Consider the following 19,850-nt stretch of genomic DNA (forward strand, 5'->3'; position numbering starts at 1 on the left):
TGTGATGTGTAGGGATTGCAAAGAATATGAAAAGGAAGAAGTGGAATAAAATGTTTTTATGTAGAAAATTTAGGATTTTAATGTGATAATCTTTATATATCTATAAAAGGGGGATTTTTTATGACAACTAAAACTCAATTTAATTGGAGTTTAATTTTAAATGAAAAAAGATCAGCGGAGTCACATAGGAATGGTGGTAAGCAAGAGTATGATAAACGTAATGCTTTTGAAAATGATTTTGATCGTATAACCTTTAGTTCATCATTAAGACGCCTGCAAGATAAAGCACAAGTTTTCCCACTAGAAAAGAAAGATTATGTTAGAACACGTTTAACTCATTCTTTAGAAGTATCTACATTGGCTCGTTCTTTAGGAATTAGTGTAGGAAGATTGTTAAATAAGCAAGATAAGGAGAGTTTTACAGAAGATAATATTGCTGAAATGAGTACGATTTTAGCTTGTGCAGGTCTAATTCATGATATTGGAAATCCACCTTTTGGACACTTTGGTGAACAAGCAATTCGTGATTGGTTTAAGGATCATTTTAAAGAAGAAAAAAATTTGACTCATAACATTAAAATTAAAGAGGTTGAAAATTATTCGAACTTAGGTGCGCAGCAAAAGAAAGATTTCCTTAACTTTGAAGGAAATGCTCAGGCTTTGAGATTGTTAACAAAACTAAATTTCTTTATTGATGAAAAGGGAATGAATTTAACTTATGGTGTTTTAAGCTCTATAATAAAGTATCCTAAAAAATCAACAGAGGTTGATAAGGACAAGAAAGACATAGCATATAAAAAGATGGGATATTTTGAAGCGGAAGAAAAGTTGTTTAATGAGATTTCTACAGAAGTTGGGATGGGTTCAAAAAGAAATCCTTTGACATTTTTATTAGAAGCAGCGGATGATATCGCGTATAAGGCAGCAGACATCGAGGATGGATTAAACAAGGGTGTACTTACATATGAAATTATTCATTCTAAATTAGAATCTTTGATGACTGAAAATGAATTGAAAACGTATAGAGATAAACATAATGAAATTATTAAACTTAACGAGGGGGATGCGTTAGGTGAAAAATTGAAAATATTTTTTGAGAATAAGTGTAATTATCAAATGCTATCTAGTATGGAACGATACTATGCAGAAGCCGAAAAAATGGGATATGAGGACCCAAGCACATACGCTATTCAGAGATTCAGAGTATCTGTTCAAGGTATTATGATGAGTGCTGTTGTTAAAGCATTTATGGATAACTTAGAAGAGATTATGTGTGGAGATTTTAAACAAGAACTTTTAAAAGCGAGCGGTGCTAATGGAATTTCTGAAGCATTAAAAGAACTTGCAATACAGCATATTTTTAAAGATAAGAATGTAGTCAAATTGGAAATTTTGGGACATAGGGTTATTTGTGGGTTGCTGGATATATTTGTTCCTGCTGTTTTAAGTGAAGATTATTTAGATACTAGCACAAAACACGGTAAGATTTACCATTTGATTTCCACTAATTATAAATTTGTAAACCGAAAATTTCATAGTGGAGAATGGGGGAAAGATCCAAGATATCTATATAATCGATTATTATTAGTGACAGATTTTATTTGTAGCATGACAGACAGTTATGCGTTAGAATTATATCAAGAATTGACAGGAGTGAAATTATAAGGGAGTGATATTGTGATTACAATTCGTCAGGTCGAAAATGCCCGTAAAATCAAATCTGATATTAATAACCTTAGGAAAGAGTCCGAGGCTACAAATTACCTATTTACTGAACTTGAAAAGCAAAAGAATTATATGTTAATGGGTGGGGCGGTTAGAGATTTATTGTTTAACCGTAAACCGCGTGACTATGATATTGTAGTTGAAGCAGAGGAGCTAACCTTAAATTTACCTAATGTTAAGCGTAACAGTTTTGGAGGATTGAAGGTAGTAATTGATCATAACGAATTTGATATTTGGTGCTTAAAAGATACGTGGGCTTTAAAGAGAATGAGAGTCAATGCATCAAAAGAGAATTTGCAAAATAGTTGTTTCTTTAATTTAGATTCCGTTATTTATGATGCTAAAAATGAAGAATTTCTTTTTAGACATTTTATGGATGGAATTAATTCTAAAGAGCTAGATATAGTATATGAAGACAATCCATACCCTTCAGTATGTGTGGTTCGTGCTTTTGTTTTACAAGAGAAATGGGAAATGCAATTCTCTCAGCGACTATCAAGGTATATCAGAAGTTGGGTCATGAACGAAGAAAATCCAATCCAAGAATTGATAAAAGCGCAACTGAAGCATTATAAAGAAATAAAATTTGATTATGAGGTATTGAATTATAAATTAAAAGCTATTGATGGTGATCTTTTAGAAAAAGAGATAAATATGTTTGCTTAAATTTAGAAGAAAATATTTAATGGGTTAGTCCTAAAGGATTAATAGCATATAGTGGGGATGAGGTGATGATTCATGCCGACAAAAACATCCCCACTTAAACTAGGAAATGAAATATACGGTACGATAAAAATTGAAGAAGCATTTCTTGCTGCTCTACAACTATATTTTATAAAGCAGCAAGACAAAAAAACTCCTGGCTAATCAGGAGTTTTTTATTTTGCTGAAGAGGATAACATAGCAGAAATGGTTATTCAGTTTTATAGATCCATACATACTTTTCACCTATATAAGGATCCCACTGTTTCCACTGCCAAGGTGGTGGAGGGGAATCTTGATAATATAATTGATAAAAGATATTTAACCATTTAAGTGAATAATGGTCGATTTTTAAAGAATGGTATAACGTGCTGGGGATCGGAAAAGCTTGCTGATATCCACCACTGCCTTTACTTGAATGATGATAAATATGAAAATATTCATCTAGAGGTAACTTTTTTAAATCTGCAGTGTAGAATAGAAATCCATAGTTTTTGGCTGCTTCAAAGAAATCGATAAGGGATTTAACGTTTGGATATTGTTTTGTTTTTATTCCGTTATTTAATGTGATAAGTTTCATTTGCTTGGTACCTCCTAAAAAGAAGAAAATTGTATTCTAACAATCAACTTATATCAAGTTATGAAATTAAAGAAATCATTATATTTAATGTTTGTTTAGTACAATTAATTGATTATAGATTGTCACATATCGATTACCATTAAGGATTGTATGTTCTGGAGCTCCGTAAAAAACATTATTAGCTCCATACTCCTTACTCAGGACATGAACAATTTCTTGCATAGTTTGTTTTAGATCATCTTGATTGTATGAAATACTAGCTTCGTGAAACATGTCTTCAATAGAGTCAATGTAATCATCCCCAATAAAATTGCTGCCATCTTCAAATTGGATGTGTATCCAATCTATATAGCTTTCAACTACTTGTATCAGTTCTTTTTTCATGTATATTCAGCTCCTTAATTAGAAAAAAGAGAACCTCTTTTTATAAAGGTTCTCCTTTTTTTGCAAATTTATTCATATTTATAAAACTAATTCATAATAATGAATAATAAGAAGACAAGTTGTTCATAATGAGAGTAGGAAAATTATTGAGATTGCTGATAAAGTTCTAAACCTTTCTCGATATGAGACAAAAAGTAATCTGTTAAGACTGGATTTTCGTCATGAGTTTTTTGTAATACTTGGCATAATCGTTGTAAACGAAAATCAAGTTCATGGTTTGGGGAATCTGTTTCCTGGGTGAGAGCAGGGAACAGATTCAGTTCTTCTTGTATTTGTTCTAGAAATGCAAGTGAAACAGTATCAGTTTTCATTGTTTCTAAATTACTGAGGTAACCAGGTGAAACATGTAATTTTGCTGCAAGCTCATTTAGTGTAATTCCTTTGTGCTTTCGCAATGTTCGAATGGTTTGCCCGAGACGTTGTAACAAGTAAATACCTCCCTTAGTTAGTTTTTAAACAAATGTTATATTTTTAAAAGTATATGCAGTAGGGAAAGAAAACAGACTTTTTATAAATGATTTTTATGAAAATGAAATAGTGGAAGGAGTGAGGTTTTTGAAAGATACAGAAGCGATGGGGTATATTGTAATGGGAGTAAGTAGGATGGGATATGGATTGGGTGTTATATTTCAGGCAATGGATGTAGCTCAATTGGTGTTAAATCAAACATTAAAAAAAGAATTGTGGAATGAAGATGTCTTAGAGGTAGTTGGAAAATTAGTACATGAAATAGAAATAAATGAAGACGAGTTAAGATCTGAAATGTACTGGAGTTTTGATATTCACACAGAAACCGAAGCGGGTATCATTTATAAAAAAATTATGGATTTAAGAAAGAACGAATCAAAATTAACGAGATAACAATAGTGAGATTATGTAAACGGGATTTAGCTTGAAGGAGAGCTAAATCCTATTTTTTATTTTTAATATTACTTTTGTGTAGTTATATCTGTTATATGACATTCATAAAATTATTAGAGATATGAAGTGAGGTGGAATATGACAAGGTGGATTAATGTTCAAGAAGCGATGAAGATTTTAGAAGAAAACTATATAAAGGTAAGTTATAAAACATTTACAGATTGGCTTCGGAAGTTAGAAATACCAGCAGTCCCATCAGAGAATCGAAAAGAGGGATGGAGTATTCGTGAAGAAGATTTGCTTCAGTTCATTGAAAAGAAACGTCCAGGATTACGGCAAATTTTACAGGAATATCATCATGTTGTACTAGATATGAATCATATGAAAAAGCAGATGCAAATTCTCCTTCAAGGTAATAACACCGAAAGGGATCAAATTGTAGAAGGGAGTAAAAAGGAGGATATAGATTTTTTATGTGATATGTTGGACATGATGTCTGAAGAGATATCGGCATTGCAAATGCAGAATCAATGGATGAAAGATGCATATGAACAAGCGGCAGAGGAATATGATTTATTACAAAAAAAAGTGAGTAAGTTGGACATGGTGATTGAAAACAGACAACAACCGAACAACGTAGATGAAAATATGGTTCAGAATTTGGATGAAAAAGCATTTCAGGGGTTATTAAGAGGTCAATTTAAACGACTCTTTCCTGATCGTATATATTCATTAAAAGAGGAGAAGGGACTGCAAATATATCAAGACTTTTGCAATCTTGTATTTCCAAAAGAAGATAAACATCTGGGGATAATAAAGAAAGGGGACGAGTATATTTATCAACGAACAGATGAAAAATCTACACAAGTAAATCGTCTTTATAATAAAGTAATAAAAGAGTTATTGGAAGATATGGAAAAGAGAGCCGTTTTGGAAGAATAGGCTCTTTTTTATGTTTCCTTATTCATTTTTGTAAATTAATTTTATTAAAATGAATAAATGGTTATTTATTGGTAATAATATCCATATGAGGGTTATTCCTTTTGGTATAGTATCAACCCTTGTTCAATGTGAGAAATAAAGTAATTGGCTAACTCGGGATTGGTATCATGTAACGTTTTCAGTAATTCGCACACACGATCTAGTCGGAAATGTAATTCATGATGAGGAGAAGTTGTGTGATTCAGGGAGGGAAATAAATCAAATTCCTCATTCAATTTTGCGAGTAGCGTTAAAGAAATAGTATCTGTTTTTTGTGTTTCAAGGTTGCTTAAATATCCGGGCGAGACTTCAATTTGCTCAGCAAAATTTTGAAGGGAAATTCCTTTTTGCTTTCTTAAATTACGAATGGTTTGTCCAATATTTTGTATCATAAAAGATTCCTCCTTAATGAGTAAAGGATGTGTAAGAGATGGTAAAACGGAAAGAAATAAAACAGGTAACGTTAGGTTCTATTCAATATGTTCATGACCCGCAAGCTGCAGAAAAATGGTTTGCTTTGTATTTAGAATGTTTGCATGAAAAAATTATGAACTCCTCTTCTAAAATAGACGAGCAAACGTATATTGAAAATGAAGAGGGTGGTGGTGACGAAGTGTGAAAAAGACAGTGACGTATTACCGAAATTCTGCAGACTTTCAGGAAAACTCCATTGAAATGCAACAAATCAAAGCGTTTGAGTATAGCGTAAAACATCAGCTTGCTATTGATGAGGAATATATAGATAAAGATACTTCTGCTCGTAAAAATACATTAATGCAGCGCCTAAATATGCGCCGCTTGATTAATGATATAGAGGCAGGGATTGTAGGAAGCATTATTGTTTATAAAAGAGACAGGTTGGCTCGTAAATTGAAAGAGCATATGCAGTTATATCATTTATTTCAAAAACATGGTATCGAGGTTCATTTTTCATCAGATAGTGAAGTGAAAATGTATTATTCTCCTATTGGTGAATATGTTGAAGCGATTCTTGGGTCTATATGTGAAAATGAAGGTTCATTAATCGCGCAACGTATCCAAGAAACAAAAATTGCAAAGTTTTTAAGTGGAAAGTATGCAGGGAACTTGCCATACGGCTATGAATGTGGTGAACCTGATCCTAAAGATGGTAAGGTTACGATTTTATCTATCCCTCATAAAAAGACAATGGTGAAGGCAATATTTAATATGTTGGCAAATAAAAAGTATGAGAGCATAAAAGAATTATGTGACGATGTGAATCAAATACAAAAAACAAAAACTCAAGATCAAGATGATAGACCATGGGATCAATCGAGAATCATCAAGCTTATTTCGAACCCTATTTACTATGGTTTACGTGTTATGAAATTTGGTGATGAAACGTACAAAAAGGCATATAAAAATACGAAAATCATTGAAAAAGAAGAATGGGATGTAGCAAATGAAAAATTGAACCAAATTGTTATGAAAAGAGAATCTAATACAGAAAAAGTTCGATTTTTACTTGAAAATATCCTCTATTGTTACCAATGTCAAAAGCCGCTTATCACGAAAACACGCATGAAGCAGTACAAACCTTACAATGTGTATGAATGTAAAGAACATGATGTTTGCGTGGAAGCAAGTTATATAGAAGAGGGAATATTGAAACATGCAAAGCAGTTTTTTAATCGTTTATTAGATACAAATTTTGATAAATTGTATGAAAGAAGTAAGTATCAAAATATACAACGAATACAAAAACTGATTCGAAATCAAGAAAAAACAGTTGAGAACTATGAGAAGAAAGTTGGAAAGTGTGTAGATGCATGGTTGAGCTGTCAAAGAAGAATGCGGGAGTACGAGAGTAATAAATGTGAGAAGTGTAAAAACAATCAGCATAAACAAGAAATAAAAGAAACAAACGAAGCATTGAAAAAAGAGAAAAAGAAATTGAAGCATTTAAAATTACGACTACATGAAATTCGTAATTTTAGAGAAAAAGCGAAAGAATGGATGTCTCACTTGGAGTGTCCAGCAGATCTTTTACTACTGGAAAAAGAACATCGGGTACATTTTTATCGCGAAATGATTCATTGTATACATGTAGATACTTGGGAATATCATATTGTGTTTAAACATCCATTCATACTTATACAGGAGGTACATCAAGAGAGTGAACAAATATGACCAAGCTCGTTTAGAAGATGTAGTACAGCCAGGGAAAAGAATCGTTTTTTATGCACGATATTCTACAGAAAAACAAGAATATGACATGCAAAAGCATTCTGTTGAAACATTTTTACAACGGTATGGGTGTGGAATTTATAAGGAATATGTTGACCGAGCGATATCTGCTATAAAAGTGCCTTTTGAAAAGCGAGAGGATTTGCAAAATTTAATACGAGACGCAGAGAAGGGGAAATTTGATGTTGTTATAACGTATAAAAATGATCGTATTGCTAGGCGAATTGAAGAGCACCAGCTATTTCGAGAGAAAATGCGTGAATTAAATATCCATGTAGTAGTAAGCAGTTCAAGTGAACTATATACCGTTGGAGAAGTTGTTTCGCAAGCTGTAAAAGACGGGCTAACCAGAATTGAAGCTGCTTTAATTCAAGATCGTACAAAGGATACATTTCGCAGTAAAACAAAAAGGGGCACTTGGTTGGGTGGCAAAGCCCCTTATGGATATACGTATCGGGTCATAGAAGAAAACGATGGTGGAAGAAAAACTCGGAAGGAATATTTTAAAGATGAGGAAGATCAACAAGAAGCTGTGATGGAGATATTCCGTTTATTTGAAATAGGATATGGATTTCAACAAATTGCAAATGAGATACACAGTAGAAAATTAGATGAAAACATGAAATGGACGAAAGAAAAGATACGATATATTATCACAAATCCTTTTTATTGTGGTTTTATTTCAATGAATCGTTATGATAACGGTGTATTGAACGATCAAAGTCAATGGGTGGAGGGAACACCGAAGAATATGACCCCATTATTTAAAAGGGAGTATTGGGAATATATTATGAGGTTATTTGAAGAACGTAAAAAAAGAAAAGTTCATTCGAGAGACTATAGTACACCATTTTTATTAAGAGGTATTTTAAATTGCGATCAATGTAAAGAGTTAATGTTGGCGAAAAATCAACAATCAGGTGGAGAGAAATATAAGGGGAAGAAGAAAAAAGAGCAACGAAGAATTTACGAGTGTAAAAAATGTGATTTCAAGTTGCAAGCTAATATGATTCACGAACGATTTCGAAAGGACTATCTTCCCTATGTGTTGGAGCAGGTAACGCAGCGGAAAAAGGAACAAGTAGAATCTGCAATAGAAGAAAGGCTAAAGACGGAAATGCAAAGCTTGAAAGGTTCAATGAAAAAATTAGATGAGGAAATCGCCAAATTAAATCAACAAATTGAAGCATTAAATGTAGAAATGAAATCTTATTATGACAAAGAAACAATTGATAAAAAAGTATTAGAGTTTATGAGTATCATTATGTCGCATCGTACCAACAAAATACACGAACTATATACAGTCAAAGATAAGAAGGTTGGACTACAGGAACGAATTGATCGTATCGCAAAGACTATGCAACAAAAGAAATATCTTCCTCCACAGCATTTAATTCATGAATTCGCCAAAGAAAACGTAGATACACAAAAATTAAGAGCATTTTTACTACAGTTTTTTAAATGTATACATGTGGAAAGGGATGGAAATTTGGTGTTATCGATAAATGAGCATTTAATGTAACTAAAAAACCTCTTTCTAGAAAATAAGAAGGAGGTTTTTTTATTGTATTTTTTCTTTGTGCTAAAATTAGAATAAGATTTATGTAAAAAAGTCATTCGGACTAGTCCAAATGAGACAAGGAAACAAGGGGCTTTGAAAGCTTGTTTTTAAAAATTTCTTTTATATTTTTGTGCTGAAATATTAGAGGGAAAAGAAATGGCGATTGAAATGTCGTAAAGCGAAGAATAGTACAAATTATTCTATGTAGACCATAAAGTATCACAAAAATTACGTATCCAATCTACAAGGTTAGTAATTTTTTGCTATGAAAATATTATTTTGTGGACAAGTAGTATAGGCGGTATTCGGTTTTGGGAAAGGTTACGTGAAACTCAATTGTCCACTTCTGCGGTTTCTGGTTATGCTAGCCATCTCTCGCATAACCCATGACCGAAGAAGTGGACAAAAAGAAGGCTTATCCCATGGGATTTCTAGCTTCTTGTCCTTTTCCTATAAACAAAAGAAATCCAGTGAAAAAAGTCTTCGGTTTTGAGAGATGGTCAAGTCTGAACAAGTGATAGCATTTTCGGTTTAGGGTGTACAGATATTAAGATGTAGTTTCAAAGTTTTATAGGGTATTTTGAAATAAATAAGGGGAGTATGTTGTAGGAGTGAGAAGGCAGTAGAAAAATTTTGTTAAATTATTTTGATACAAATGGCATATCATGCTGTTCATATGAGCTTTCTCATGTAACAAAGTTGTTATGAATTTTGTTATTTTATCTTTATTACAGGATTTTTGTTAAATGAAACTTCTAATATAATGTATGTAAAAAAACAGCCAATCTTTGGATGATTGGTTGTTTTGTTTATTATAATTTTTTGTGAATGAGAAAATAGGCGTATGTTTGATATAATTAAATTACAATTTTTTAGAAAATGGTAAAAGAAAGGGACACAACAAGTATGATTACAGGAGAACTAAGAAGCAAAGTAGATAAATTATGGGAAGTATTCTGGACAGGGGGAATTACGAATCCGTTGTCTGTTATCGAGCAATTTACGTACTTATTGTTCATTAAAGGTTTAGATGAAGTAGAGACAACAAAAGAAAATGAAGCAATGTTCTTAGGGCTAGAGTATGAAGGGACATTTCAAAATGATAAGCAAAATTTGCGCTGGAGTAAATTTAAAAATTTAGAAGCGCAGCAAATGTTTGATGTAGTATCGAAAGAAGTATTTCCATTTATTAAAAATTTACATGGAAAGAAAGATTCCGCGTACGCAAAATACATGGACGATGCTATTTTTATGATTCCAACGCCACAAATGCTAACAAAAATTGTGGATGGTATTGATAATATTGAAATGAAAGACCGAGATACAAAAGGTGATTTATACGAATATTTACTTTCAAAAGTAGCAACAGCAGGAACAAACGGTCAGTTCCGTACACCACGCCACATTATTGATATGATAGTGGAATTAATGAAACCAACACCAGAAGATATTATCGTAGATCCAGCAGCTGGTTCAGCGGGATTCTTAGTTTCATCTGGAGAATACTTACGAAAAAATCACAATGATTTATTTTTAGTACAAGGATTAAAACAACATTTTAATAACGATATGTTCCATGGATTTGATATGGATCGTACCATGCTTCGAATCGGTGCGATGAATATGATGTTACATGGAGTTGAAAACCCAAACATTCAATATCAAGATTCTTTATCTAAAGGTAATAAAGATGAAGATAAATATACACTTGTTTTAGCAAATCCACCATTCAAAGGATCATTGGATTATGAAGCGGTGTCTGCCGATTTATTAAAAGTTACAAAAACAAAGAAAACAGAGCTATTATTCTTAGCTTTATTTACTCGTATGCTAAAAGCTGGTGGGCGTTGTGCTTCTATCGTACCAGATGGTGTCTTATTTGGAAGCTCAAAGGCTCATAAAGATATTCGAAAAGAAATTATCGAAAATCATAAATTAGAAGCTATTATTTCTATGCCGAGTGGCGTGTTTAAGCCATATGCAGGGGTATCTACTGCAATTATTATTTTCACAAAAACAGGTGTGGGTGGCACGGAAAATGTGTGGTTCTATGATATGAAGGCAGATGGATATTCATTAGATGATAAACGCAGTCCGATTGAAGAGAATGATATTCCTGATCTTGTTGCGCGTTTCCATAGCTTTGAAAGTGATAAAGAGAGAAAACGTACTGAACAATCTTTCATTGTGCCGGTTGGAGAAATTGTAGAAAATGAATATGACTTAAGTATTAATCGTTATAAAGAAATTGAGTATGAAGAAGCACAGTATGAAGACCCGAAAGTTATTCTGGCTGATATTAAGAAATTAGAGGAAGAGATTATGAAAGGGATAAAGGAGCTGGGAGGTATGATTGGGTGAATCAGTATAAGGTCAAAGATCTTTTAGGAAAGGTTATAAGTGGTGAATGGGGAAGCGATGCACTTGGAGAAAATGATGTTTCGGTTATCAGAACTACTAACTTTACTAATACAGGAAAAATAAATTTGGAAAAAGAAGTTGTGAAAAGGAATATTGCAGAACAGAAGGTGAAAACTAAAAAATTACGACGAGGGGATATTATTATTGAAAAATCAGGAGGGAGTCCTGAACAACCAGTCGGTCGAGTTGTTTACTTTGATATAGATGAAAAAGAAGGTATATATTTGTGTAATAATTTTACATCTATACTTAGAACAAACGAATTAGTCGATAGTAAATTTCTTTTTTACTACTTGTTTTATCAATATCAAAGAAAAACAGTATTAAAATTTCAAAATAAAACAACAGGTATTATCAATTTGAAATTAGATAATTATTTAAAAGATATTGATATTTCTTTGCCATCTCTTAGAGAACAAATGAAAATTGTTACGGTTTTAGAAAAGGCACAAGCGTTAATTGAGAAGAGAAAAGAAACAATTGCAAAGTTAGATGAATTAATTCAAGTGGTATTTATAGATATGTTTGGAGATCCAATTAAAAATCCCCGAAGTTATGAGGTAGTTCAATTAGAAGAACTAATATCTTTTTTAACAAGTGGTTCCAGAGGATGGGCAAAGTATTTTTCGAAAGAGGGTGAACTGTTTATTACAATAAAAAATGTGAAAAATGGACAGCTGCAGTTAGGGGATATTACGTATGTAAATGCCCCGGTAGGAAAGGAAGCCGAGAGAACAAAGGTCAAAGAGGGAGATCTTCTAATATCTATAACAGCAGATTTAGGGCGGACAGCTGTTATAAGTAAAGATGTAGCTTCTAGAGGAGCCTATATAAATCAACATTTATCTTTAATTCGACTTAATCAAAAATGTAATCCTAGGTATCTTTCTAGTTATTTAGAAAGTGTGGGAGGTAAAAGGCAATTTGAATCCCTAAATCAAACTGGTGTGAAATCTGGATTGAATTTTGCTGCAATAAAATCATTAAAAATTGTTCTGCCACCTTTAGAAAAACAAGATAGATATGATGTGTTTTACAGAAAGTATTTGTTAGAAAAAGAGAACATGATTACGTCTCTAGCTATGCTAGAGAAGAGTTTTAATGCTCTCCTTCAACGGTCATTTACAGAGGATATAGAGATTAATACAGAGGTTACTGCTTAAAAAATAATATAAGGGGAGGAACCGGGGTGTATTCAAATTTTGCTTTTTTAGATGGGAAAGAGCAATACGAAAAATTCATGACGGCATGTAAGGAAGCGGAAAAGAGCTTACTTGTTAGTCCTGCAACTTGTGCGATTTTATCACGACGTGCTTTAGAGTTATCAGTAAAATGGCTGTACAGTTTTGATAATGATTTAAAGATTCCATATCAAGATAATTTATCAAGTTTGATTCATGATCATACATTTTTATCTGTTATTGATCATGATTTGCTACCTTTATTGAAATATATCGTAAAACTTGGAAATGTTGCAGTTCATACGAATTCAAATATTAATCGTGAAGAGGCTGTTTTGTCTCTTCACAATCTTCATCAATTTGTTTCATGGATTGATTATTGTTATTCTGAGCAATTTACAGAATCATCTTTTAATGAAGAACTACTTCAAATGAGTGAAGAAAAGCGGACAAGACCAGAAGAACTGAGAGATTTATATAATCGTTTAAGTGCAAAAGATATTGACCTTGAACAAATACGAAAAGAGAATGCGGAACTTCGAAAGCAATTAACACAAAAGCGTGTAGAGAATACGAAGCAATATGATTTCAATGTTGATGAAATTAGTGAATTTGAAACGAGAAAGAGATATATTGATCTTGATTTAAAATTAGCTGGTTGGGAATTTGATAAGGATATCCAAATAGAAGTAGAAGTACAGCATATGCCTAACCAATCGGGGCAAGGCGCTGTTGATTACGTATTATTTGGAGGTAATGGTAAACCATTAGCTGTTGTAGAAGCGAAACGTACAAGTAAGGACGCGAACGTTGGGAAACAGCAGGCAAAATTATATGCAGATTGTTTAGAAATTATGTATGGACAACGACCAATTATATTCTATACAAACGGATTTGAAACATATATGTGGGATGATATGGAGTATCCTGCACGTCGTGTGTCCGGTTTTTATAATAAGGAAGAGTTACTGCTTTTGATTGATCGAAGAAGTATGCAGGTACCTTTAGATCCTGTATACATCAATGATGATATTACAAACCGCCCTTATCAAAAAGAAGCGATTTTATCGGTATGCCAAGCAATTCGTCAAAAGCAGCGAAAAACATTACTTGTTATGGCGACTGGAAGTGGGAAAACACGTACTGCCATTTCCATTGTTGATGTGTTAACACGTCATAATTATGTGAAAAATGTTCTGTTCTTAGCGGACCGTAAAACATTGGTAACGCAAGCGAAGAATAACTTTAGTCGTCTATTACCTAATCTAACACTGTGTAATTTGCTAGACAATAAAGAAAACCCGGAAGAAAGCAGAATGGTCTTTTCTACATATCCAACCATGATGAATGCTATTGATGAAGTGAAAAGAAAAGACGGGAAAAAGCTGTTTACAAGTGGGCATTTCGATTTAATTATTGTGGATGAGTCACATCGTAGTATTTATAAAAAATATCGATCCATTTTTGAATATTTTGATGGAATGCTATTAGGACTTACAGCAACGCCAAAAGATGAGCTTGATAAGAATACATACGAAGTGTTCGATTTAGAAAACGGAGTTCCTACATATGCATATGAATTAGAACAAGCGGTAAACGATGAATATTTAGTTGATTACCGTACGGTCGAAACGAAATTTAAGTTTTTGGAATCAGGTGTTCAATACGATCAATTATCTGAGGAAGAAAAAGAAAAGTACGAAGAAACATTTGATGATGAAGTAGGAGAAACGATTGATAGTTCTGCATTAAACAATTGGTTGTTTAATGATGATACGATTGATCAAGTGTTACAAATGTTAATGGAAAGAGGCATAAAGGTTGAAGGTGGAGATAAACTAGGTAAAACTATTATCTTTGCTAAAAATCATAACCATGCTGTTCGAATTGAAAGACGTTTTGATATTTTATATCCTGAATACACAGGGAAGTTTGCAAGTGTAATTGATTATAATATTAATTATTATCAAACGCTAATTGATGATTTTTCAGAGCGAAATAAATCACCGCAAATTGCTGTATCTGTGGATATGTTAGATACAGGTGTGGATATTCCAGAAGTAGTAAATCTCGTATTCTTTAAAAAAGTACGCTCAAAAGCGAAGTTTTGGCAAATGATTGGTCGCGGTACACGTCTATGTGAGGATTTACTTGGAATTGGGGAAGACAAAAAAGAATTCTTGATTTTTGATTTCTGTGGAAACTTTGAATTTTTTCGTGCGGATCAAAAAGGCACAGAAGGACGAATGGTACTAAGTCTAACGGAGAAAATTTTTAACGCAAAAGTTGAATTAATTCGTGAACTACAAGATTTGCAAGCTCAAGAAGAAGATTACGTGATGCATCGTCAAGAGTTAGTTCAACAAGCATTGACACAAGTATCAGCATTAGATGATGAAAATTTCCGTGTTCGGCAACATTTGAAATATGTACACAAATTTAAAAATAAAGATACATGGGTGTCTTTAAGTATGATGGATGTCAATGAAGTGAAGGAACATATTTCTCCGATTCTTGTATCTTTAACAGATGATGAACTTGCGAAACGATTTGACTATTTGATGTTTACAATTGAATTAGCCAAAATGCAAAATAACAATGCTACTCGACCAATTCGAAGCGTTGTGCAAACGGCAGAAGGATTATCGAAATTAGGAACTATTCCGCAAGTCATGGAACAAAAATACATTATTGATAAAGTATTAACAGAAGAATTTTGGGAAGAAGCGGATATCCTTGAATTAGAATCTGTACGTGAAGCACTGCGAGAGTTGATTAAGTTTTTAGAGAAAGAAACACAGAAGGTATATTACACTAATTTCACAGATGAGGTTATCGAAATAAACGAAAATACATCTATGTATCATGAAAATGATCTTCGGAGTTATCGAAAAAAGGTGAGTCAATATTTACAAGAACATCGAGATCAATTGGCTGTATTTAAATTACGTAATAATGAACAACTAACTCACCAGGATATTAAAGTATTAGAAGATATTCTTTGGAAAGAACTCGGAACGCGAGAAGATTATGAAAAAGAGTATGGGGATACGCCAGTTACAAAATTAGTTCGTCAAATTGTCGGATTAGATCTACAAGCTGCAAATGCTGCATTTTCTGAGTTTTTAACTAATGAACAATTAAATGTTAATCAGGCGCGTTTTGTGAAATTGATTGTTGATTATGTGGTTAAAAACGGTATTATGGATAAACGAGTGTTGCAAGAAGAGCCATTTAAAACAGTAGGAAGTATCGTCGAATTGTTCCAAGACGATATGGCGCGTGCAAGAGGGATTATTGGAGTTATTGATCAGATAAATAGTAACGCTGAAGTATTTATGCAAGCTTGAATTTAAAACCAGCCATTTATAAATAAAAAAGAGTGTTGGGAAACCTAAAAAGTTTCCCAACACTCTTTTTTTTATAATGTATATGTACGGATATTCTTGTGTTCTAGTCTGGTTTCACTTTGATGCCAGGTAATTGAAATAAACTTTGCTGGAAAATCACATCGGAGGGTTCAAGAAATGTATAAACAGAAAAGCCCCATTTGTGCCCATCCTTATCATTCATCTTCATAACCGAAACGTTATTATCTTCACGTGAATCCCAAACAGCACTTGTCACTCGGTCTAACATTTCTGCAGCTTCTTTTTTCGTTGTGAATTTCCCATAAATAGTTGCCATAAAGATATACCTCCTGATTTTCTATTTTTGACTTTGACTAACTTTGACCTTAAGGGTATTTTTCCATAAATAACCGTAGATGTCAAGGGGAATATAACACCAGTGTAAGATTTAAATTAATGAGATTTATTATGATTGGATATTTTGTATTTGTATAAATATCCTTATTGATTGAAAAGAAACCTTCACAAAATCATTAAAAATTTAATATAAATATCCAATTCTCTTGAAAGTATTGTTTAACTAAATATTTCCTTAATTGAATAACATGAATGCTGCTTTTAATAATTTTATTGTATTTTAATGGTTATTTTTTATAATAAATTCATTTTGATGAAATTAATTTATTTTAATGAATTTTTTTGAGGATTACAGCTATACTAATGTTAAAACGAGTTGTTTGTTCTTTTAGTAATGAAAAAATGGTAAGGCATCATATCTTTTATATAGGAATAAAAGTTACATTAAAAGTGCTTTGCATGATATTCGGTAGTTTGCTGGCTTGGAGATAGGAAGGTGGAAAGTTTGGAGTCTTATGCAGTTTATGTTCGTGTATCAACTGATCGAGATGAACAAGTTTCATCTGTTGAAAACCAAATAGATATCTGCCGAAATTGGTTAGAGCGAAATGGATTTACATGGGATGAAAAACTTGTTTTCAAAGATGAAGGAATTAGTGGGACCTTATTTGTGGAACGTCCTGCGATTCAATTGTTACTGCAAAAGGCGAAAGCAAAAGAAATTGATATGGTTATTTTTAAATCTATTTCGCGTTTAGCAAGGGATTTGAAGGACTCATTAGAAATTAGGGAAGTGTTTTTGGCTCATAATGTTCGAATCATCTCTGTTGAAGAAGGTTACGATTCTGTAAAAGCTGGAAAAAATGATATGGCATTTGAACTTTGGTCTTTATTTTCAGCCCAATACAGTAGAACCCTTTCTTCTAGTATTACTGCGGCTTTGGCAGTAAAAGTACGTCGTGGTGAGCATATTGGGAAAGTCCCATATGGATACAATCGTGAAAATCAAAAGCTAGTGATAAAGGAGGAAGAGGCTAAAGCTGTTCGAAGAATGTATAGTTGGTATATCGATGGTTGGGGATATAAAAAGATTACAAATGAGTTAAATCGATTAGGTGTAAAATCGAAAACTAAAAAAAACTGGCAGATGACTTCTGTCCAGCGAATTCTTCGAAATCCCATCTATAAAGGAACTTTTATTTTAAATCAATATACTTCAGTGAAAGTTGGCGGGAGGAAAAAGCAAATTCGAAATCCGAAAGAAAAATGGTTTATTTTTCCTAAACACCATCCGGCAATTGTAGATGAAGAAACGTGGGAACGAGCAAATCAGAAGAATATTATTTCATCAAAAACAAAAATTACGCCGTGGAATGAATTTCGTGATTTAGCGAAATGTGCTGTCTGTGGTTCGAATATGGTAATTGTTCAATCGCATCTTAGAAAGAAAAATGGAGAAAGAACAGAATGGAAATATTTAAAGTGTTCACAGTATAGGAGAGCAGGGAAACATGGTTGTGTAAATCATGTACCAATTCAATATAGTGAGTTTCGTCAGTTTATTATTGAGTTATTGATAAAGAAAGGAGAGTTCATTACTTTAAACTTGCAAAGTAATGTGGAACAAGAGCAAAAAGAAAAAATAAAGCAACTACAACAGTTTGTGAATACAAATGAACAGAAGAAAAAATCGTTACTTGACTTATATTTAGAGAAGCTTATTGATAAGAAGGAATTTGAAAAAAAGAGAAACGATCTTGATGCGGAAATAATGAAAGTGAATCGAGAGTTGTTTGTTTTACAAAACGATGATGTGATACAAACAGATATTAAAACAATAAAAGAAGCTTTTGAGCAGTTAAGGAAGCAAGGAGAAGATTTGTTTCATGTATTCAAAACATTAATTCGACAAATTGTTGTACATCAAAACGGGAAAGTGGATATTGTGTACATATTTGAAAAAGCATAAGGTGTTGTTGCATTGAATGGTGCAGTAATATCTTATGCTTTTTATTATATTGAATAAATAGATTGATAATTTTAAAATAAATATTAACATAGTTGAAATGTAAGGGTGGGGATGTAGGTGCGTAGGTGTTTAGTCTGTAATGTAATTAAAGAGGAGAATCTTTTCTCTATTGAGTATAAGAATATGTGCTTTGATTGTGAGCAGAAAAAGATAAAAAAGAAGGCATATGAATATTTAAATTGTTATGGGTGTTATAAGTTAGTAGATAAAGTGGATAAACATGGATATTGTGATGTGTGTGCGAGAATAAGGGAAGGAAAAAATACAATTATACAAGAGGAGTTAATATGCCATAAATGCTGTAAAGCAGTAGACAAGGTAAACCGACATGGTTATTGCAAGGATTGTGAGAATAAGGGGCGAGTACAAAACTCGGATGCTAAAGATAAAGTTTTAAGTAAAATCATATATATAGTCGGTGAAATGGATATTCGTAAAGTGGCAGGGTTCGAATATATCGACTTTACTAAAGAAACAGTATCGACATTAAAGGAATATAGCATAGATACCTTAAGAGAACTATTGGGTGCTCTTGAAGATTTATATTATGAACATATGGACATGAGTGATGAGGAAAAAGGTGTAATTATTAATCCCCTAGAGGTATTAAACAAATATAAAAATGGGATTGATAAAGGAATTAAAAAGGAACCTACGCCGAGTGAGACTTGGAGAAAACATATACCTAGTGTAATTAAGAAACATATACCTAGTTGGAGACAAGAAACGGTTACATTTATCTATGACAAATCTAAAGGATTGATGGGGAGTTTTAGAGGGAAAGATCTTCAAGTGGTAAGGGATTTTGTTTGTGAGTTATCTGAAATGATTTATGATACTGAATTTGAAGAAGAAGAGACAGAAGAATTATATCAACCAGATGATGAAGTTGCAGAATTTATTATGAGCCTTGTGGAAATGATTATATTGCCACATCTAGAGGTGATAGATCGTCTGGAGGCGCATGGTGGGAAAATTATATACGGTAATTTATGGAATGTTCCGTTTAAGGAATCTTTAAAAGTAGAAGTGAAAGATCGAGACGAGTGGAAATGTGTGATTTGTGAATGTGAAACGGATCTGCATGTACATCATAAGATACCTAGGAAGTTGGGGGGGATACACCATAAAGATAATTTAGTAACCCTATGTGCTTCATGCCATAAAGCTGTTGAGACGGTAAATATTAGTGAGGCATTTAAAACATGCCTTGCTAATTATAAAAAAATAAAATTTAGTGGACGAAAGCGCCAGGAACATTCGCGTGATAAAACATTGTTAAAATCTGAAGTGGAGGATAGTCTAGATAAATTAGTTGCTACTTTGAATAATAAAGATGAAAATGAACTTGTAGAAGAGTTACTTGTTGTAATGGAGAAATTAGAAATTATATTTTATGACTAATTAAGTTGTTTAATAAAATTTTTTTGCAAACACTACACATCTCAAA

18 protein-coding genes are annotated in these 19,850 nt (G+C 32.7%); 13 read left to right on the plus strand and 5 right to left on the minus strand.

All coding sequences use genetic code 11. The annotated features are described in order from the left end of the window. Window positions 1-120: 120 nt before the first annotated feature. The 3 genes from MKY38_RS29145 to MKY38_RS29155 all read left to right on the plus strand — a co-directional run bounded on the left by MKY38_RS29145 (window position 121) and on the right by MKY38_RS29155 (window position 2,592). Window positions 121-1,665, plus strand: a complete 1,545-nt coding sequence (locus MKY38_RS29145; protein WP_048541297.1) for a deoxyguanosinetriphosphate triphosphohydrolase — start codon at window positions 121-123, stop codon at window positions 1,663-1,665. 12 nt (window positions 1,666-1,677) lie between these two features. Further along, window positions 1,678-2,391 carry a hypothetical protein gene (locus tag MKY38_RS29150; RefSeq protein WP_048541299.1) on the plus strand — a complete coding sequence of 238 codons (714 nt, stop codon included), beginning with the start codon at window positions 1,678-1,680 and terminating at the stop codon, window positions 2,389-2,391. Window positions 2,392-2,463: 72 nt separating this feature from the next. Then, the gene (locus MKY38_RS29155; protein WP_257207991.1) at window positions 2,464-2,592 is read left to right on the plus strand and encodes a hypothetical protein; all 129 of its coding nucleotides are present in this window, start codon (window positions 2,464-2,466) and stop codon (window positions 2,590-2,592) included. A 46-nt stretch (window positions 2,593-2,638) separates the two neighbouring features. Here MKY38_RS29155 and MKY38_RS29160 read toward each other — a convergent pair whose 3' ends face one another. The 3 genes from MKY38_RS29160 to MKY38_RS29170 form a co-directional block, all read right to left on the minus strand. Beyond that, the gene (locus MKY38_RS29160) at window positions 2,639-3,007 is read right to left on the minus strand and encodes a hypothetical protein (RefSeq protein ID WP_048541301.1); all 369 of its coding nucleotides are present in this window, start codon (window positions 3,005-3,007) and stop codon (window positions 2,639-2,641) included. Between the two features lie 84 nt (window positions 3,008-3,091). Further along, complete coding sequence (locus MKY38_RS29165; protein WP_098787433.1) at window positions 3,092-3,391, minus strand: hypothetical protein; 300 nt, start codon at window positions 3,389-3,391, stop codon at window positions 3,092-3,094. Between the two features lie 143 nt (window positions 3,392-3,534). After that, window positions 3,535-3,879, minus strand: a complete 345-nt coding sequence (locus MKY38_RS29170) for a helix-turn-helix domain-containing protein (RefSeq protein ID WP_048541303.1) — start codon at window positions 3,877-3,879, stop codon at window positions 3,535-3,537. A 118-nt stretch (window positions 3,880-3,997) separates the two neighbouring features. On the opposite strand from MKY38_RS29170, the gene MKY38_RS29175 reads away from it, so the two are divergent. Both MKY38_RS29175 and MKY38_RS29180 read left to right on the plus strand, forming a co-directional pair. Further along, window positions 3,998-4,312, plus strand: coding sequence for a hypothetical protein (locus MKY38_RS29175; protein ID WP_239660854.1), 315 nt, complete (start codon window positions 3,998-4,000; stop codon window positions 4,310-4,312). Window positions 4,313-4,450: 138 nt separating this feature from the next. Further along, on the plus strand, window positions 4,451-5,254 hold the full coding sequence (locus tag MKY38_RS29180) for a helix-turn-helix domain-containing protein (protein WP_048541306.1): 804 nt from the start codon (window positions 4,451-4,453) through the stop codon (window positions 5,252-5,254). A 92-nt stretch (window positions 5,255-5,346) separates the two neighbouring features. On the opposite strand, the gene MKY38_RS29185 is transcribed toward MKY38_RS29180, so the two are convergent. Further along, complete coding sequence (locus MKY38_RS29185) at window positions 5,347-5,685, minus strand: helix-turn-helix domain-containing protein (RefSeq protein ID WP_048541308.1); 339 nt, start codon at window positions 5,683-5,685, stop codon at window positions 5,347-5,349. Between the two features lie 38 nt (window positions 5,686-5,723). Here MKY38_RS29185 and MKY38_RS29190 point away from each other — a divergent pair, with 38 nt between their 5' ends. The 6 genes from MKY38_RS29190 to MKY38_RS29215 all read left to right on the plus strand — a co-directional run bounded on the left by MKY38_RS29190 (window position 5,724) and on the right by MKY38_RS29215 (window position 16,014). After that, window positions 5,724-5,912 (plus strand): hypothetical protein, encoded by a 189-nt coding sequence (locus MKY38_RS29190; RefSeq protein WP_000240792.1) that lies wholly within the window; start codon window positions 5,724-5,726, stop codon window positions 5,910-5,912. Next, window positions 5,909-7,444 (plus strand): recombinase family protein, encoded by a 1,536-nt coding sequence (locus MKY38_RS29195; RefSeq protein WP_088110416.1) that lies wholly within the window; start codon window positions 5,909-5,911, stop codon window positions 7,442-7,444. The genes MKY38_RS29190 and MKY38_RS29195 overlap by 4 nt, the downstream gene beginning before the upstream one ends. Further along, window positions 7,431-9,023 carry a recombinase family protein gene (locus tag MKY38_RS29200; RefSeq protein ID WP_088110415.1) on the plus strand — a complete coding sequence of 531 codons (1,593 nt, stop codon included), beginning with the start codon at window positions 7,431-7,433 and terminating at the stop codon, window positions 9,021-9,023. The genes MKY38_RS29195 and MKY38_RS29200 overlap by 14 nt, the downstream gene beginning before the upstream one ends. 945 nt (window positions 9,024-9,968) lie before the next feature. Continuing rightward, window positions 9,969-11,423, plus strand: a complete 1,455-nt coding sequence (locus MKY38_RS29205; protein WP_341051010.1) for a type I restriction-modification system subunit M — start codon at window positions 9,969-9,971, stop codon at window positions 11,421-11,423. Further along, window positions 11,420-12,646: a restriction endonuclease subunit S gene (locus tag MKY38_RS29210; protein WP_048541312.1), complete on the plus strand. Its 1,227-nt coding sequence runs from the start codon at window positions 11,420-11,422 to the stop codon at window positions 12,644-12,646. Before MKY38_RS29205 ends, MKY38_RS29210 begins: the two co-directional genes overlap by 4 nt. A 26-nt stretch (window positions 12,647-12,672) precedes the next feature. After that, entirely contained in the window at window positions 12,673-16,014 is a 3,342-nt protein-coding gene (locus MKY38_RS29215) for a DEAD/DEAH box helicase family protein (protein ID WP_048541314.1), read from the plus strand. A 103-nt stretch (window positions 16,015-16,117) separates the two neighbouring features. Here the strand turns inward: MKY38_RS29215 and MKY38_RS29220 are convergent, their stop codons facing one another. Then, window positions 16,118-16,351: a hypothetical protein gene (locus MKY38_RS29220; protein ID WP_048541321.1), complete on the minus strand. Its 234-nt coding sequence runs from the start codon at window positions 16,349-16,351 to the stop codon at window positions 16,118-16,120. Window positions 16,352-16,867: 516 nt separating this feature from the next. Between MKY38_RS29220 and MKY38_RS29225 the strand changes: the two genes are divergently transcribed. Beyond that, window positions 16,868-18,340: a recombinase family protein gene (locus tag MKY38_RS29225; protein ID WP_048541323.1), complete on the plus strand. Its 1,473-nt coding sequence runs from the start codon at window positions 16,868-16,870 to the stop codon at window positions 18,338-18,340. Window positions 18,341-18,610: 270 nt separating this feature from the next. Continuing rightward, a complete protein-coding gene (locus tag MKY38_RS29230; RefSeq protein WP_157858495.1) occupies window positions 18,611-19,804 on the plus strand; it encodes an HNH endonuclease in 1,194 nt (397 codons plus the stop codon). Window positions 19,805-19,850: the final 46 nt, after the last annotated feature.

It is taken from the genome of Bacillus sp. FSL R5-0585 (genome assembly GCF_038004545.1).
GTDB lineage: Bacteria > Bacillota > Bacilli > Bacillales > Bacillaceae_G > Bacillus_A > Bacillus_A cereus.